The sequence below is a fragment of the Prosthecobacter debontii genome (assembly GCF_900167535.1).
GTDB classification, from domain to species: Bacteria; Verrucomicrobiota; Verrucomicrobiia; order Verrucomicrobiales; family Verrucomicrobiaceae; genus Prosthecobacter; species Prosthecobacter debontii.
Genome location: NZ_FUYE01000001.1, coordinates 122,170 through 140,764, shown reverse-complemented (window position 1 = coordinate 140,764; position 18,595 = coordinate 122,170). Strand labels below are relative to the sequence as shown.

Below are 18,595 nucleotides of genomic sequence, written 5' to 3'. Positions count from 1 at the left end.
GCTTACGAAGCTGAATGGGTAGAGAGCCGACCCGTATCATCTCTTGGATGGTTAGGGCGTAGCTCGATCACTTGCTGACACTGCGCGGTGACATCACGGTCCCGGGTGGCCAAAATCACAGTCCAAGGCAGGTCTGGATCGAGAATCGCTTTCGTGAGAGAATTAAAGGACTCCTTGTCCAAGCTATCGAAGAGCTCATCAATCAATAGAAGGCGTGGCTGCTGCACTAAAGCGCGAGCTAGAAGGAGGCGAGTGCGTTGATTGCTGCTGAGAGGAGCCCCGCCGATCTTTAACCGCAGGTTAAGCCCCTCGGGGCGTCGCAAGAGAACACTGAGCAAACCGACCTTCTCCAAAGCCGCACGAATCTCGTCCAAACCCACGTGCATACTTCCTAGACGTAGGTTCTCAATGACTGTGCCATCCACGATCTCATCACGACGGAGTAGCATCACACTTTCACGAAGCGCCTCCAGATACCAGCTCCTGAGATCGAGCCCGTCGATACTGACGTGCCCCTCCGTCGGACGCCGCAGTCCGAACAAAAGATCCAACATGGAGCTGGTGCCTGAACCATGGGGCCCCACGATGACCGCGTGAGTGCCTGGCTTCACCGTGAAAGACAAATCTTGAAACAAAGGTTCATGGTAACCAAACGAGAGCGAACTCGCGGTTACCTCTACCCCCTCTTTTCGCGGAGCCGGTTGTTCACCATCTTCCCGTTCCGTTTCGAGATCGAAAATGTGCCCCAGCTTGTCCATCGCTGCCATGGCATCATACCAAGCTTCCAGCTTTTTTCCCATCTTCGCCATGGCTACGACGATCGAGGCCATGATGAGCTCACTCGCTACAAGCTGACCTAGAGTCATCTGCTGACTGATGACCAGCCAGCCCCCGAGAATCAGAAGAATGGCCGCAGCGAAGACCGAGAGAGCCAGCAACGCAATGATCTGACGCATGACCACTCGGAAATGTTTGGAGCGGCACTGCAAGTATTGAGTCGCGAGCTGATTGGCACGCTCATAGGCCATCTGATAGCCACCCGGGCCTTTAAAGACGAACGGAAAGGCTGCAATCTCCTCAAACCAGTTCACCACATCATACTTCACACGAGACTCCGCAATGCTTGTGCTGACCGCGCCCTTTCCAAGAAGCCACATGCTGACGGCAATCAATACCAGCAGCACCACGACGAAAGCCAGCATCAGCGGATGATACAAGGCCAGCAAGACCATCCCGATCAGGCTTCCAAATACGAGGTTCACCCCATCCAGCAACAAGAGGGCCGTGCTTTTCTGAGCCGTGACCACATCGAGGAATCGGTTCACCAATTCAGGCGCATGCACTTCATCCAAGGCCTCCGCTTTGACTCGTGGGAGGCGGTAAGACAGATCCGAAGCCGTGCGGACGAAAATACGACGCTGAATGATGTCCGACACATAATACTGAAAGCCGCTCACGATCGCCTGTAGTGACAGAGCTGCGAACAGTGCTAAAACGACAAAAGCCAGCGCTTGGATGTAAGGCTGAGATTGTCCGCCGAAAGCTAAGCTACTGACCACCGTATCGACAGCCAGCGGTGCAGCCAGATACAGGATGCCCGAGAAGAACGAAAAGACCAAAAGGGTGAAGATGTCTTGCCGCTCCGCTTTCAGCAGTCTCAAAAAACGCTTTGCAGGCGAGATCTCAGGATGGTGATGATCGTGCCCAATGCCGTGGCCTTTACCATGGTCCGACTGCCCCATCAGTTTACGGGCACTCATCCCCTGGGCCAGTCGTTCTGCGTGAACGATGCCTCCCTCTACGGTATCATTGGCCGTCTTTAACCCCAGCTTCCTCACTAATTCCGCTCTCGATAGCGTGCTGTGCTGGAAGAGATGTTCTTGATCCGCCACACGCAGACTGAACCATCCCGTAAATGTGATGATGAACCAGCGATTTTCTGGTTCAGACCATAACACCACTGGTGCCTCGTGATTGGCATGCCACAACAGTTCCGCCAAGGGCATCCGCGCAGGTGAAACCTGCATGTGAACCTCCGCAGCAGCCCTTGCTAGAAGGGCAAGTGGCTCTGTATCGACCCTCATGGCGTTTCTAACAGCCGTATCCGCACGTTGGGGATCAAATTCACAACCCGTGATCGCAGCGAGCCTAGCCAGCAGCGGAATGGAAATGGCAAAGGGGGTGGCGGACATGCGTCGAGGGGTAGTCTAGATAGGACGAATTTACTATTGGCAGGTTGTTTGACAATTTCGATGTTTCGAATCGTTTTTTAGATAAAATCTAATCAAGTGAATCCTGCGGATCTCAATTATCACCACTTGCGGCTTTTCTGGGAGGTCGCACGGGCAGGCAGCTTGCGGGCGGCTGCCACCAAGCTGCATTTGTCGCAGCCCACCATCAGTACCCAAATCAAGGCTCTGGAGCAAACCTTCGCCCAGTCACTCTTTGATCGAACTGGCCGCAGGCTGAAACTGACTGCGGCAGGCCGCCTCGTCATGGAACGCTCTGACGAAATCTTTTCCTTGGGAGCCGAGTTACTCCAGTCTCTCCAGAGTCACAGCGAGGCACGAACCCTGCGGCTAAACATCGGGATTACCGATTCCCTTCCCAAGCTAGTGGCTTGGCGGTTGATGAACCCGATGGTCCAGGCTTTCCCCAATCTACAGCTTTCTTGTTCAGAGGGACATTCTCAGGAACTCCTTGGAGATCTAGCTTCAGGGAGGCTAGACGTTATTTTATCTGACGAAGCAGCTTCCAGTTCTCATGCGGTCAGAGCTTACAGCCGTCTCTTGGGGCATCCTCAGGTGCATTTCTGCGCAGTTCCTGCATTGGCTAAAAAGTTTCACCGCCACTTTCCGTCATCCTTGCATGAGGCCCCTATGCTTCTCCCTTCGGGGCGCACCGCTTGGCGGCATGAACTTGACCGCTGGTTTGAAGCCACTCAACTTCATCCCCACCTCGTCGCCGAATTCGATGACGCCGCTTTAATGAAAACCGCCGCCGCAGATGGTCTCGGCATTACCCCAGTGACGGCGACTCTATTGCAGGAGGCCGCTGAGCGGTATGGCCTGCAAGCCATCGGGCAACCCGTGGATTGCGGATTCCCCTGCTATCTCATCACCTTGGACCGCAATCTCGCTCATCCTGCACTGCCCATCATGACCACCGAAGCGAAGAAGCTGTTCAAGTAACAGCCCATCTAAGAGAAGCTATTCATTGTTAGCTGGTATGTATTGACGAATTTTGATTTCATCAAAACCAGGAGCATTCACGGGGTTCAGCCATCTTTCCCAAGGCTCTTATCACTGGCTTTCCTGAGTAGCCGAACTGAGCTTTTGACTCGGATACTTGTCGGCCAAAGCCTTCATAAAACTAGCCTCGGCTTCATCTCGCAGACGTTTGATCTCGGCTTTTTCAAGCTCATCTGACACAGATTCGAAAGGACGAAGAACGGCGGGCTCCATGGCAAGGTAACGAACCAAGAAGACGCCTTCATCTCTCACAATCACTCCGCTGACATCCCCCGGATTTTTGAGAGAGAAGACGATTTCTGCAACGGCTTTCGTCCAGCCATCCATGCCACCCTCACGCTCCATCCATCCAACGATACCGCCCTTGTAACGACTGGATTGATGCTCTGAATAATCGATACCGAGCATGGAAAAACCCTGCTCAGGATGTTTTTCGAGATCGCTATTTTTGAAGAACCACTCACGTGCTGCCGCAAGTTTTTCTTCATACTGCTTTTGACGATTTACGTCTTTTCCAGCATTCAACCAAAGCACGGCGGCCTGCCGTTTTTCATTGGATCTGTAGCGGGATTCGTTCGCCTGATATAACTCGCGTAAACGTGCCTCAGGCAGAGGCGGAGCGATGCTCTTGAGTTGCGGGAAAAGCGCGTGCTCTTTGTATTGAGTGGAAAGAATCCGAGCGAACTCAGCACGAACCACGGGGTCTTGATCCAGCTTCGCATCCAAGGCTGCCTGGACGAGCTGTGCACGCGAGGTGAGCTGACGAAGGGCCTCCAGCCGAATGTCCTCATCGGCACGAAGGATACCTTTCTCCTTCAAGTGCAGAGCAAGGTCCGACTCGAAAATCGAGATAGAACCGACCTTTACGAGCGCCTGCTCCCCTTCCCTTGCGCTGCCGGTTTCGGCTTTCTCCGATTTTTGATCACAGGCGGTCAACCCGAACATCAACGCCAGGATGAGCCAATGGCAGGTCTGAAGGCGAAACCGTGAAGTGGATGGTAAGCGGAAGAGCATGGAGGGCGGTTAGCGAATGATAGCCGCTATCCTTGGCCGTTAAATCTCACGGAGCAAGATTTCGAATCAACGCATTGCCAGTGCCGCGTGTAAATTCCCACATGAGGAGACGGGTCCCCGGCGTGGAGAAGGTGCGCTGCACTCTCGTCGAGGCTCCCGTCGTCTTGGTCTGTAGCACACCGTCCACATAAAAGGCCAGGGAATCTTTAGCTCCAGCACCTGGGATGGCCATCTCAAAGTCGAGTGCACGAGGAGTCTGGATCTCTACCATCAGAAGACTGATGTCCCCCGCGCTACTTCCCGAACTGACCAAATCACCAGAGGATTCATCCGCGGTCCAAGCCGCGTTTCCGCGCATCCCGTAGCGGGTAGCTCCCAAGCTAGAAATGTTCGTTTCCAGCACCTGGGCTGAATCCACGGTCATGCTGAGACGATAGTATTTTTTCTTTTCATTCGCTCCTTTGGCTGGACCGACCAAGCGCACGCCTGAGGTGTCTTGCACCCGAGTGAAGGTGGAACTGACATCACTCCACAACGTTTTGTCGGGGGATGCCTGCACCGTCCAATGAAGATCCGCGGCAGCCAGCGGTCCCAGGTTCGAGAGTTCGGGGCGTTTATTCACCATGCTGAACTGCATGTGATGACGCTTCAGATCCGCGACCGAATCAAGTCCCATCGAGTAAGCAAGCACGTAGTCGCGCAGGCGATTGGGAGCCACCGAGAGGCCGATGAGACCCGAGGTCTGGTCAGCGCCAATCCCTGCCGAAGCCAACCAGCGGTTAAAGCCGACGCCTTCGGTGTCTTGAGCGGTGTTGCCAATGTAAACGATACCCTCATGCGGATTGCCCAACAAATAACGTGCACGAGGTGCCACTTGAACGGCCACCACTTTCGGGCCTCCCGTCAAACCCGCCGAACGGGCGACGACTTGCATCTCAAACGAATCCTTACCCGCAGGGATGGTGACGCTTGTGGGCAGCTTGGTCATGGTCGTGCCATTCACGGCTGTGCCGCTGATCTTCAAATCGACAACCAAGCTCTTAACCAAACTTCCCGTGCGATGAATCATGATGCGGCCCGACTGAGCCGGTGTGGCGATGGCATTCGGTTGAGCAACCTCCAGCCATACCTTGGTGTTGTCCGTGATGGCCTGGGTGACAGCCGTCCCATTGATCGAATACTTATAGTTAGGCAAGACGGAGACTTGAAGACTGGACTGACCACTCACATCGAGATCCTGAACCGGATAAACGGTCAAAGTCTTCGTCGTCTCTCCACGAGCGAAGCTCACCACCGAACGTTGTCCCTCTGAGGAGGAAGCTCCCTCCACCACAAAGCGGCCTTCAGCGCCATCCTGGAAGAAGCCCACAGGCACATCCATGGCGGCAGGAACACCCACACCGCTGCGCGTTACATTGACTTTAAAGGAGCCATTCAAAGACTTATCCACCGGGGTGGTGGCTGAGGCCAGGGAGAGCTGCACCTCGGTAGGAATGCTCAATTTGCCCATGCGAATACGGCCTTCCGTGATCAGAGGGATCAGTTGAGCTGTGGTAATCACTTTCTGCCGCAGGACAATTTCAAGCAACGAATTATCGACACGCTTCACGGTCAGCACACTATCCAAGGAAGGCACGCCATTCACGGTCACGGTCTCTTGCCGCACAGAGATATAGTTACGGGCATCACCGCTCAGACCCCAAAATAGCGCAGAGACATCGACGGTGTCTTTGACGAGGTCGAAATCCGTAATGATATCACGCCCCACATCCACGGCACCGAACACGAACGTATCGCTGCCTGCTCCGCCAGTAAGAACATCATCACCACCACCCCCAGAGATGATATCGTCGCCTGGTCCGCCGCTCAGATTATCCGTGCCGAATCCACCGCGAATGATCCGCGAGTAATTTCCCTGTCCGACGGCGAGGGTCACATTTTTCAGTTCTGTGCTGAAATTCCAAATCACGGCACTACTCCACTTCGACTGAAGATAGTCGTTCACCCCACGCAATTTTTGTTCGGGCAGGGCGGTGGGGAAAATGAGCATCTCTTGAATCCGGCCAAAAAGCCCCGCCTCAGTGAGAGTGCCCCCTGTCGGCACAGCCACGCGCTTGGCACCTAATGTCGGGAGAACCGGCTCTAACTCCGTGCTGGAAGAGACTTCTCCATCATAGCTCAAACCATAGATGTTTTGCATCACGTTGGACTGACGACGGAAGATCGAAGTGGTCACCTTGCCCGCCGTATTTTCATAACCACGAACGGCGAGGGCATCCATTTGGTAAACAGGAGCACCGGGATATGAAATCGCCTGGGTAGTGGGAGCCACCTGAAGGAACCCACGATTGCTCGAAAGCACTGTTTGGGCTTCATCCGAAGAAGCGGCAGCCTGATAGGCTGTTAACACTGTGTGATCTCCGGTCGGCAAACTGATGTCCTGGAAGAACAAGTGCGCGGAACGATTGGTCGAGAAATCCGCCGCATGACCTGCGACCACCGGCTGATACTCCGGCGAAGGCTGCACCGCAGGGCGGCTGCGGCCGGAACGATCTTTCCAATTGGTGATCTTGCTACCAGCGGCCGGGAGATCATATCCATCCAACCACAGAGAGGACTCTCCGCCGTCTTCCGTGCTGGGAGTCTGTGCACGAACGACGACTTCTCCTGAGAACTGGTCATCGCCACCATCATTCCATTGGACCAAGACCGTCGCCTCATTCGCAAGTCGATTCTGATGAGTCACCGTAAGGCGACCCGATTTGAGATCAGCGAAAGAGAGATTCTGGGCTGCACCGCTAGCAAGCAGCACGCCATCCAACTTCAAGGCGAAACCGCTGTCCTGAAGACCCGATACAGAGACATGAACGTCTGTGTCTGCGGTGTCTGAATCCAAGAACTGCATGTAGACCCCTGCCTCACCCGACTCAGGCACAAGAAACTCACTGGTGACCATTTGGGGACTCCGATTGCTTTTGGTCGGATCACCTCCGCGAAGAAATTCTTGAAGGTTAGACCAGCCATCGCCATCGGGATCTTCATTGGCCACATTGGCGTTGATTGGAAGACCATACAGCCTTTTCCACCAGTCAGGGATGCCATCGTTAGCCGTGCTATTGCTCTCTCCGGCCACCAAAAGATCCAACCGATATTGGCTGGCACGGCTGGCAAAATTCAGCACATAAAACTCGGAACTCCCATCTGGGAGAGTGGCAGGAACCCCATCAATGGTGATCTGTTCCACCTTGAACTTGGTCGCCAATGTATTGATCGACAAGAACTCCTGCATACGTCCCGCTTCAGGCAAGTAAGCCAGAGGCACTTTCAGTGCATACGAGTAGGGTTTGTGATCGCCATTTCCTGTTGGGCGGAGATCGGTCGTCAAGGTCACACGATTCACACTGTCCGTCTGATTGACGAACGTGATCTTCAATTGCCCTGACTGCAGGAGAAACGTCTGGCCTCCGGAGGCCTTGCGGACTTCACCAAAGAACACCGCGTCGGATTCAGTGAAGCCTTGCGCCTGCACCACCTGAGGAGTGGCAAGGAAGCCGCAGATGAAGGCGGTGAGGAATGCAAATAGGGTTCTCATCGGATAGCGTTGATGAAGGAAATTAGACCGTGAGTTCATTTATTGCCCGGTGTGGGAATAAGTCAGGAAATAGAGCTTAATGTCGGAAACAGAGTCTGCGAACTGCTGGAGTCCCAGATTGGCATCGTAGTGAAGCCCAATCCCGGGGATGATCAGTAGCCACTCCGAATTCCACACCGAACGGCCGATGAGGCGATTGCTTGCCGTCAGGGTCTCCTCGTCACCGTCGTCGTGATACATGCGGAAATCACCATGCCGACGCCGCTCTCCAAAGACACCATCCACACCATTGAGTGATGGAATGTAATTCGGTGAAGACAGGTTACTCAAGTTAATGGTATAAGGCACAGGGATGCGCTGTTCAACGATGCTCCAAGTGCGTGTAACCGGCGTGGTCGAGGTCGATGTCCGGAGGTAATCATTACCCACGGGCACCAGATAAGCACGCGGGGAAATGGAAAGCCCAGCAGCTGTGTAGTGCTCCAACTGCACCCCGAAGGTCTGAATCTTGGTGGCAAAGTTGGCGCTACTGTAATTGTGATCACCAGCGGCCAATTGCTGGCCGAAGAAGTTACGCCCCGGCTCGATGCAAGTTGGGAAGCGGATCACAATACCAGGCTGGACACCTGTGCCCACGGGACGGCAATGGCTGATAAACTCAGGCAGTTTATTCAAGTCAGGGACGATCCGGGCTTTGATGGCATCCTGCCAGCGGGCACGGCTACCCAGAGCATCAGGATTCTCGGTGACCAAGGCTTCCTGTTCAGGTGTGCGTTGAGCCGGTGCCGTGTCGAAGGCATCATAAACCTCCTGATCATACGACATGATGCGGAACAGCTCACTACGAAGAGAGATTTGTTCTGTCTCTGGCTGCGGATTGTTGATGCCCAACTGTCCTTTCAGCACGCCGAAGTTGGCTTTGAGCTGAGCGAGAATTTCAGCCAAACCACCATTGGCCACCTGGGGTTCTCCATCCACCCAAAGGCCGAGCTGACGCTCCTTCACAATCTTGTCGAGCAGGGTGCCCGCAGCCGCAGGATGACCCACGTCCAGACTGGTCTCGTAGTCATACGCACGTGCCGCCAACCAAGCATAACGGGCTGCGTTATTGAAGGCCGTTTGATACTTGCTGACCGCCTCATTGCGGGACAAGCGGAAGATCATGTCCTGATAGCGGTTTTTCTGCACCTTGGCGGCGAGGATCTTGTTGAAGGCCTCACGCTCACGAAGCAGTCGGAAACCAGCAGCCTGCGCCGTCACATAGGCTTGGCGATGGGTTTCCAGATTCTGCAAAGCGGTGCCAATAGCGTTTCGCAAAGGACGTTCACTGCCCATGTGCCCTTCGATATCTTCAATGATACCTTCCATCTCTCGAATGGAATCCAACTGCTCGTTGTCACGCTCTTTTCGAGCGATGATCTCATCCCGAACGAGTTCCAAGATGGTCTTGGCGATGGTGGCAGCCTGATCCACCCAGCTGTAGGCCTCGACAGCGGCATAAGATGCCGCAGCGGCGGCACCGCGTGCAGCCGAAGTGACGTCGTTGGAGAAACCGATCGATGTCGGCAAGGCCGCTTCAAGGGCCTTAGCAGTAATCAGAACAGGTTTCTTGACGATGTTAGCGATCGCAAGACCCACGTCGATAGCGGCGATGGCCGAGGTGAACCCAGCTCTGATCCCAACGATGACATCTTTATTGCGCTCCTTCTGAGCATTGATCTCAAGCTCATTCTGGAGACGATGGATCTTCTCTTCAAAAGTGCCCAGGTAGGCCACGTAGGTTGCCACTGCAGAGTCGAGTTCAATCTCGTCTGAGAGCATATCGAGCAAGGCTGTCTGTAACGTGCCGTAGCTGGTGCGCTGTCCCCAGGTCGGATCGGCCTGGAAGCCATATCGTGAAGCGGTGGTGTAGGTCAGGCTCAGATCGGTAAGCTGATTACCGAGATAAAACTCGGCCGCATCTCTTGACAAAGACTGGAATGCTTGGGTGCGACCATTGTTGTCCATCTTGTTATAAAGACGCACCAATTCAGCATTGTTCATGATCTCTGCACCAGTGACCTGCTTGACCAGCATGTTGAAGTTGATGGTCTTGCTATTGGCCACCTCAATAGCAGGCACGATCTGGTTGATCTTGGTCTTATCGAGATAGGCAAACAGCAAGGTATCCGGGCCTTCATAACCTTCTGGATAGGCTTTCCCAAAACCAATCGTGCCATCGTATGGGCGACCGAAAATTTCGATCAGCCGATTACGGAAATCGAGATCCTGGCTCATCGCCTCTTGGATTAGGGCTTCGGTATCATCACCCAATGAACGCAGTTTGTTGCCGGCCTGTGTGGCGTATTCCAAAGCGGCCAGCGCTCCCCCTGCAGACTCTTGCGCACGACTCAGCACTTGTTCAAAGTGAGAGCGGCGATCTCCCCCGGAAGAGTTATCGTAGAATTGAAGTTCGATGTCGAAGGTAAGAGCATCGGAATCGAATCCAAGCGGATTGACGCCATTGTTCGCTTCATCCATCGCCACCTGAATCTCATGAAGACCACCGGCGATTTCTCCGATTTCAGCTTCCGCCGCTGAACGTTCAAGAAGATCAAGGTTCTCAGGATTGTTACCAGCGGCTTGGTCCGGCAGGATGGCGTTGGCCACAGCGCAATCAAACCACGCGGCCTGACCAGCGCGATGCGCCCACTCCGAGACACCCCAAGCACGCGCTGGGTCAGCACCATCCGTGTAGCCCTGCCACTGCCCATCGGGATTCTGAGTATAATTCAGGCGATAGGTATCGCGCACAATGTCACGGCCCGTGCGTGCCTTCGCCGCCGCAAGTTTGGCGAACGACTTTTCATCGAGGTAATCAACCTCCAAGACATTCTGCATGAGCGAGTAGAGCTCAGAACGTGTCTTCCAGCTAAAACCCGGATGCTGAAGCAAGGTGTAATGCATCCCCACCGCTGACAGGTAATGCCCCCAGGCATCGCCGTGGCCTTGTGGGTAAAGCTTGCGGGCATCGTTCTCATTGATGAAGCCGTCGGAGTTGGCGTCATAAATGTTGTAGTTCACGTTATACGCCGCCTCGCCCAATCCCTTGGCATAGTTCCAGAACAAGCGGTTATAGACAGGATAGCTCTTGAGGAAGTCCGTGCCGCGGAGCAGGGCCAGTTCCTCATGCATCAGATCCGCTTCCATATTCTGGAAGGCATGCGTGTAGGAGGCGATGCCCATGAGCGACCCGTCCTCACCCGCATTGATGGTGGAGTCTTGAGCGTCGCTGTAGGCCTCACTGGCCAAGAGTTCATAAAGAACGGACAAGCGAGTCGCAGCCAAAAGGATCGCCTGTTTGATCCCATCACTGGCTACGCCATTGGAGGAATTATCAATGGACAGAGCCTTAGCACGATTCAGAACCGTCATGTAGAGCTCAATCAAGCCCGTATTTTCGATGACATTCTTGTCTGGATTCAGAGCCACGTTGCCCACATAAGGAGCACCCGCGATCTGGATCTGACTGCTATAGGTGGCCGGGCTCTCATTGCTGAAGAAGTCCGTGTAACGTGCCTCGTAAGGGTTAATCCGGTCGAGCACACGTTTCACCCATCCCATCACCAATTGCGGAATGTAGCGCTTGCTACCGTCCGCCTGGAGTTGAGGCGAGTTGGCAGCACCGGCCCATTGGAACGGCGCAGGTGTTCCAGGCTGCCAAGCTGCCACGCGGTTCGCGACTTCGAAGGGCACCAAGGTCCAGTTCGACTCATTTTTGTGCCGATAGCGCATGAGCACGAGCTTGTCTGCCAAGACCACATCTGGGCGACCTTCAAACACGATCGAGTTCAGGCCATAGTGTTTCTGCGCTAGAGAGAGCGAGTTGTTTTCTAACCTCTCTTTTGGCAAATACTCCTGCCACAGCGTGTTTCCGTTGGCATCGTACTGTTTCAGCGTGCCATCAGCCAGGACTTCCCCGGCCACTTCGTCCAAGGAGGAAGCATCACGGATCCACCACTCGTAATAGAGGTCACCTGTATTGCCGCCGAACTCGCCGTTGTGTTGAAGGGAGACCTTCTCACTAAACGCATCGGCTGCTTCGATCACCTTGATGGCACCGCGATAACGATCTGGGATGATCTCTACGATGTGGAGGCTCACAGGCGCACCGTTCAGCTCAGAACGATTGTTCTCAGCGATGGTTATATAAAGTGAGCCCGTTGGAGCCTTGGTCAGCAAATTCTGGTTAGGAATCAGTGCAGACCCAACGCCGAAGCTGTCCAGGGGCACCAAAGCTGGGGATGGCGAAGTCGCCGGTCCAGACAAGTCTTCTTTCCAGAATTCCATCAAATCGGCCGAGTAATCCGAAGGCTTACTCTTGAAACCCTGGAGGTTTTTAATGGCCGCCGTAGCCGATGTGTTTCCACCTGTTGCTCCATCTGGATTCTGTGAGAGCAGATAGATATCATCGATGGCGCTGGTCCAAGCTGATGTTGTGCCGAGGCTACGCAGGAGCGTATAATCCCCAGGAGTCAGAACGTTAGGCTCGACGATATTCAGCGGGTCAGGACCGACCGTGAGGTCTTTGTTGCCACTGTCCTTGTCATTCAGATAACCGCGGAAGACGAGCTTTTGCGCCAATGAATCGAAGTAGAAGCGCTTCTGGAGGGAGCCTGGCAGTTCCTTGAAATACCAGCGCTCAGCCACGATGAAGATCTTCGTATTGGCCGCAGGTGTAAACCCTGCCGAACCCATGTTCGCCACCGTGAATGCTTTTTCACGACGATCTAAAGGACGGATGATACGAGCTGAGGCGTCAGCGAAAGCATAGCGGTTGGTCGTAGTGTCACCGATAACCATGCTCGGCATAGCACTGTCATAGACCAATTCGGATGCTTTCATGGCAACCAGCGCTGGCAGACCATTGGCCCCCGGGGTCTCCGCGAAGTATTCGCCACCTTGATAGGTCAAGGTTTCACCACGCTTCAACTTCGGATAGTCCGAACGCCAGAAGGTGTCATAAACCACTTTCACCGGGTTGAGAGTCGAGCCAACTCCAGTGAAATTCCGAACACCGCCACTGGCATCAGGCACCCAGGCAACTGGGGTGCCGACAGGTGACGACGTAGGCAGATAGAAGTCGGCCCGAAGGGGATAGAAAAACTGATGGAAGAACTTGCCGTTTCCAGACACCACCCAGGCGTTCTTATTCACATCCCGCCAGAGGGTTCGCTGATTCACACCACCGATCTGAATACTCTTACCACGAGCATCCGCCATGGCCACATTGCCAATGACGATATTGAGCGGATACGGGGGGATTAAGAGGTCACCGGCAAAAGCGGTGTATTTGAATTCATACTTGAAGTTAAACTTCTTTGTCTTGTCCGTGATCAGGAAGCGAGCCTCAGGAGTGGATGCTGCTTCATAAGCAAGGCCAGGAGTGGCCGTCACGGTGGTATCCGAAGGACGCGGGAAGTCGATGGTGCCAGCTCGCGTCTTGAACACCTGATAAGCCGCCATCTCAGGCTCGCCACTGACCAAGTTATTCACTTGGATCAGCACCCAGGGATCCGAGCTGTATGGGGAGCTCTTGGCATTGAGGTCTGACTGGAGAGCAAACGCGGCCAATGCAGGGTTGTTAGCGCCATCTTCACCCAGATTCTTCAACTTCACCGCCGCACGTCCTGAGGCAGAAACCAGCGCATGCTCTTCGTTGGGGTTGAAGCCAGGCAAGGTTCGGCTCGGCTGATTGTAGATCGTCAGATCGGCATATTGGTCCAGGCTGAAGATCTGCTGCACACGGCCCTGTTGGTCCACACCTTCAGATCCGATCCGGCTGGCAATGTAGATGGCCTTGTCCTTATGCGGACCGAAGGCAGGGAATTTCATTTCCGTGTAGGCAGCCACTTGGTATGGCCATGCCACGTTAGGATGGGAGAAACGGTCAGCCCGATAAGGATTCTCGTAGTAAGCGATTTCGAGACGCTTATTAGCCTCGGTGAAAACCTGGTTCGCATTGACCGGATACACCGTGCCCCAAGCACCCACTTCGGCAGCCCGATTGTAGATGTTTGGGTTGTAGTTGGACACCTCATTCAAAATGTAGCCGCTGCCGCTAAAACCAGCATCGTCCAGGGTGCTTTCCAGGCGAGTGGCCACCTCTTGAATATCCACGCGGGCCAAAGTGCCTGCATAGACAGCCGTAACGTCATCGACAACTGGCCCAACAGTGACATTAGCCATGGTCCCTGAGTTCGCGAAGGCATTGGTCAGAGCGGTGGATGTTCCCAGCTTGGCATCCTTATCGAAGTTAAACCACAAAGCAGGCATGCTGCCACGAAGGCCCGTGTCCAGTCGCCGAATGACTCGGAGCTGATGAACGTCGGCTGTCGAGAGCCAAGGATCCACAGGAGAAGCAGGCGAACTGCTAAGCGGGAAATTGGTGAAGAGACGGAATTGGTCCATCTGCAATTGACTGAGCGGATCGGCGTCCACTCCAAATCGCAGACTATTTGCCGTCAAGGTGTCGGTCACGTCAAACGAAGCCGAATCCGTGAGCGTCTTCAGCGTGGTGGTGACGAAACCTTCCTCATCACGAACGCCATCGATGTAGTAGTCCAGCACGGTTGCCTGAGGACCATTCGGCACCTGATTGGCAAATACATGAATGACATGGTGACGCCAGGATGAACCCGCCTTCGGATAGGCCTTGGTCACGGTAGCTCCAAAGTAACTCACCGTGATGGTTGGACCTTCAGGATCCAGCGTCACTTTAAGCTTGTCGTTTTTCGTGGTCAAAAGCGTCACGGGCTTCCCTGCTGCGGTGAGGGATAGGCCGGTGCCCGAGTCATTTGCAGCCTCGCTAAGCACGAAAGTTGTCGCATTCGTAATGGAAGCGATTTTGGTCCCTGTGGCAATGGTTGCTCCACTGATGCTCATCCCTGCGACGAGACCTGATGTGCTCGAGCAAGTCACGGTGTCCGTGCCGTTCGTGACGCAATTGGTGAGGGTCACGGGGATGTCCTGAAGGCCCTTCAGATTCAGCCAGAAATCCATCAGGAAACTTGTGCCTAGATCCACATTGGCGGTGCCCGCGCTTGAGGGCTGAACGACGCCGAAGGCTCCACGATTGGCTGTTGAACCGCCACCCAATTCCAAGGCACGCCTCCCTAAAACCAGCTTGGAGCTATCGGCCTGAACCATTTGAGGTTGGGTAATCAATGACGAGCGAATCACACGCACCGCCAGTTTTTCACGGCTGAGGTTACCGTCGGCGATCTCGTCAGGATTTGGACGATAACTGTAAAGCAGAACGCTTCTGCCAGCAGACGCCACAGTAAAAGGCACACCAGGGTCAGCAACGGTAGCCGTGCCGTCCGTGCCGTTATCCGTATAGCTCACCTCTTGGAATTTCCACTCATCGGTCTGATTGAGATCCAGCTTCGTCGGTGGGCGCCGTACCACGGAGGTATCAAACAAGTGATTGTAGTGAGCGTTTCCTGCCTGCCCAGGGAATCCAACCCCAGGGTTAGTTACATCAATGGTCGGCAGCGTTGTCTGTGTGACGTAAAGAGGAGCCGTCCCTTCACGGGTGCCATCCGCTGTCTCGCGCTCGGAAGTCAGGTTGACTGTTTGACCAGGATAACCACTGACAATTTCAATGTTGTAGCTCTTGGTTTGGTCATTCTTGTCCATCCATGTCAGGCGATTGGACGAGGGATGAACTGGGTAGAGTTTAAGATCCACCTTGTCCCAACGAAGAGCTGCACCGGCAGATTTCTTGCCCGTTGGGAAGTCTCCCACAGGCTGGAACGAAGTCTCGACGGGACCCGCATCACTGAGAACACGATTTGTCAATGGTGCCACGGTGCGAATCAGAGGCGGAATCGTTTGTGTCGGATCAAACGGCATGCCCAAGGGAACTTCGGCACGGAAGATCGTAGGCTGATAAATCCAGCGGATTTCCGTCGGCGATGGACGAGTGGTCATTCCCCAGCTCAAGGTGTAAACGCGGGCCTTTCGGCTACCAGTGAGAGGTGGGCGTTCTGGAATGGTTAAATCTTCCATTCCAGAAATATCCGTCCCCAACGGGGCAAGGTCACCTCCAGGAGGAGTCATGAAATCGGTCAAGGTGAAGGCATCGTCAGCCGTCCGGTAAAAGGCTCCGACCTCGACTTTGCTAGGACGGTCTGCTCCGACATTGATCCAGACATCGGTGGTACTGCCGCTACCATAGGTGGTGACGGGCGTGGCGGTTCCGTTGTAAACCCGCACAAAGGGTAAGCCATCAAAGGGCGTATCTGCCTGCCCATTGACATTGGAGGTCGCATTGAAACGGTAGCGCACCTGACCACTCACGAGCCAATCGATCTCGAGAGGAGCAACGATGGTCAGGGGTTTCGTGCTGGAGCGGGTTCCCACGCTCAGTGTTGGATTATCAGCAAACAAAGTTTGCTCCGGAGTTCCTGGACCCGAAGGGCCATAGGTGGTGGTTTGATAGCCGATGGTTTTAAGCCGCACCCCCGTGGACTCACTATCCACCAAAGTATCCACCGAAGCTGTCAGAGGGCTGTTCACCTTATACCATGAGCGTCCTGCGATTGGCACTGGGTTACCCACGCCAGCGAACTTGATATTGACCGCATATTCGAGCTCCCATCGCCAGACGAATGTCATATCGCGATTGAGGGTCACCTCCACAAAGGTGCGTGCGCCTTGCACAGTCTGTCCATTGATGGCATAACCATCATTGGAGAGACGATACCAAGCGATGTTGTTCGGATTCGGATCGTTAACGTCACCAGCTCCGGGTAACTCAGCAAATGAGCGGCTCAGATAGATGTAGCTGGGGGCTTCAAACCTCTTTGTGGATTCATAAGGCTCTTTGGTGGTTCCAATCCCAGGATTAAGACCGATAGAGGGCGTGCCAACTGGAACAGGAGTCGCACTGCCAGGCTGAATGTAATTGCTCTCGACCTTGACGATGACAGGACGGCTAAATTTATAAGCCGTCGGGAAAGAGGTTGGAAATGGAACGGCAATGCCATTGATGTGGGCCGAGTCCTCGATTCCTACCCCAATCGACCGTGAGGGAGAAAAGCCGCTGAAGGCCTTGTATTGGAACTCGATAGCGTTACTCCCTTCATAAAGCAGAACCTGGAAAGAAACATTGGCGCTGTCATTGTTGTATTCCGCCATGTTCTGGAATTCGAGAATGAACACTCGGTTAGGCGTCGTTCCTCGGGTGGTGTAGAGGATCTTGCTGGCAGCTTTGGTCTGCAAGTCCGTCCAAAACGGAGCGATCAAGTTATCTGGCGCGTTCGCATTTGGGAAGGTCAGGTCAGGTGTATAACGTGTCGAAGAGCCTCCAAAGGTGATGAGACCGTTGGTCGAGACGGAACAGTTGGTATAGACGTTTTCATAGAACGAAAAGCTGAAGCCCAAATTGACGACTTGAGCGACATCATCCCCTTGCAGCGATGCGCCGGCATTGACCACATCTGGATCTGTCTCCTTGAGGGTCATGGCCGTGGCCGGAATCTTGTTGAAGACATAACCAAAACCGTCAGTGCCCGTTGGTGGAGCCGTGCCGTTTCCACTCAAAGAGATATTGAAAGGTGTTTCCGAACCATCCGGGTCGTCGTTGGTGATATGCAAGGCCGCAGTGCGCGTGCCCAGACCGCCAGGAGTGAATTCCACCACGAAAGTCGTGGTGCCGCCTGAACCTGCCACAATCGCCGAGGGGAAGGTCAGCAGCTTAAACTCAACCGAGTGAGTGCCATCCACTGTCACCCGTGGATTGCCCGAGAGATTCAGATTCATGTTACCCGAGTTCCGGATGGTAAAGGTTTGTTGAACCGTATCTCCCACGACGACATCGCCGAAGTTACTGCTACCGTTATTGGCAATATCGGTGCCCGACGGCTGCTCCAGAGCAATTTCTGGAGCCTGACCGATACCACTGATATTGATAGTGAAGGGGTCTTCGCCGCCATCTGGATCATCGTTATCGATGCTTAAAGTGGCAGTTCGAGTGCCACGCGCAGATGGAGTAAACACCACTGTGAAAGCGGAGGTGCCACCATTCGCAGCCACCGTAGCCGCAGGCTGGGTTGTCACACTGAAATCGCTGGCATGGGAGCCCCCGATAGAAACTCTGTTAGGGTTACCCGTGAGACTGAGATCACTCGTGCCGCTATTGGTAATGGTGAAACTGAGGCTGCTAGAGGCCGTGTTGGGACCACCGTTGAGGGTGACCGTTGTAAAATTAGTTGTGCCCGAGCCCGAACTCAAAACGGTAGCCCCTTGGTTCACCGCAATTTCAGGAGCCACACCTGTGCCTGACAAGGAGATGTTAATCGGCGAACCGGTGGAACCAGGACTCGTAATGACGACGCTCCCTGAATAGGCCTGTCTGGCGGTGGGCGAAAATCGAACCGTAAAAGTCGCAGTTCCGCCTGAAGCGCCGACCGTAGTCGGAGCCGCGCCCTGTAAAGCGAAGCCCGAGCCAGTGACGTTGACACTGTTGATATTCGCTACTGCATCACCAGTATTCGTGATGGTGAAAGTCCGATCCAGCGTCGAGCCCATGAGCACATCGCCGAAAGCCGGATTGCCGGACTGTCCAATGATGGGTGCAGCAGAAGCTTCACCGGCAAAAACAGCCAGCAAAAGGGCAGCCCCGAGGATTTGCCAAAGGTTTCGAAATGGGAGGTATCTCATCGCACTGTGAACTGGATGTGAAATGATTGCT

Annotated in this window: 5 protein-coding genes; 1 reads left to right on the top strand and 4 read right to left on the bottom strand. The window is 54.3% G+C overall.

Going from position 1 to position 18,595, the window contains the following annotated elements; all coding sequences use genetic code 11:
- Positions 1-2 precede the first annotated feature (2 nt).
- Positions 3-2,192, bottom strand: a complete 2,190-nt coding sequence (locus B5D61_RS00550; protein WP_078811352.1) for a peptidase domain-containing ABC transporter — start codon at positions 2,190-2,192, stop codon at positions 3-5.
- Positions 2,193-2,288: 96 nt separating this feature from the next.
- On the opposite strand from B5D61_RS00550, the gene B5D61_RS00545 reads away from it, so the two are divergent.
- Positions 2,289-3,191 (top strand): LysR family transcriptional regulator, encoded by a 903-nt coding sequence (locus B5D61_RS00545; RefSeq protein WP_078811351.1) that lies wholly within the window; start codon positions 2,289-2,291, stop codon positions 3,189-3,191.
- A 111-nt stretch (positions 3,192-3,302) separates the two neighbouring features.
- Here the strand turns inward: B5D61_RS00545 and B5D61_RS00540 are convergent, their stop codons facing one another.
- The 3 genes from B5D61_RS00540 to B5D61_RS00530 are packed head-to-tail and all read right to left on the bottom strand — an operon-like array spanning position 3,303 to position 18,564.
- The gene (locus tag B5D61_RS00540) at positions 3,303-4,265 is read right to left on the bottom strand and encodes a peptidylprolyl isomerase (protein WP_078811350.1); all 963 of its coding nucleotides are present in this window, start codon (positions 4,263-4,265) and stop codon (positions 3,303-3,305) included.
- 46 nt (positions 4,266-4,311) lie between these two features.
- Positions 4,312-7,857 carry a calcium-binding protein gene (locus B5D61_RS00535; protein WP_078811349.1) on the bottom strand — a complete coding sequence of 1,182 codons (3,546 nt, stop codon included), beginning with the start codon at positions 7,855-7,857 and terminating at the stop codon, positions 4,312-4,314.
- 39 nt (positions 7,858-7,896) lie between these two features.
- Positions 7,897-18,564, bottom strand: coding sequence for a choice-of-anchor D domain-containing protein (locus tag B5D61_RS00530; protein ID WP_176159148.1), 10,668 nt, complete (start codon positions 18,562-18,564; stop codon positions 7,897-7,899).
- Between the last annotated feature and the right edge of the window lie 31 nt (positions 18,565-18,595).

Excerpts from the sequence above, each read along its gene's own strand:
- B5D61_RS00535 (WP_078811349.1), bottom strand. The coding sequence starts at position 7,857 with ATGAGAACCCTATTTGCATTCCTCACCGCCTTCATCTGCGGCTTCCTT.
- B5D61_RS00540 (WP_078811350.1), bottom strand. The coding sequence starts at position 4,265 with ATGCTCTTCCGCTTACCATCCACTTCACGGTTTCGCCTTCAGACCTGC.
- B5D61_RS00530 (WP_176159148.1), bottom strand. The coding sequence starts at position 18,564 with ATGAGATACCTCCCATTTCGAAACCTTTGGCAAATCCTCGGGGCTGCC.
- B5D61_RS00550 (WP_078811352.1), bottom strand. The coding sequence starts at position 2,192 with ATGTCCGCCACCCCCTTTGCCATTTCCATTCCGCTGCTGGCTAGGCTC.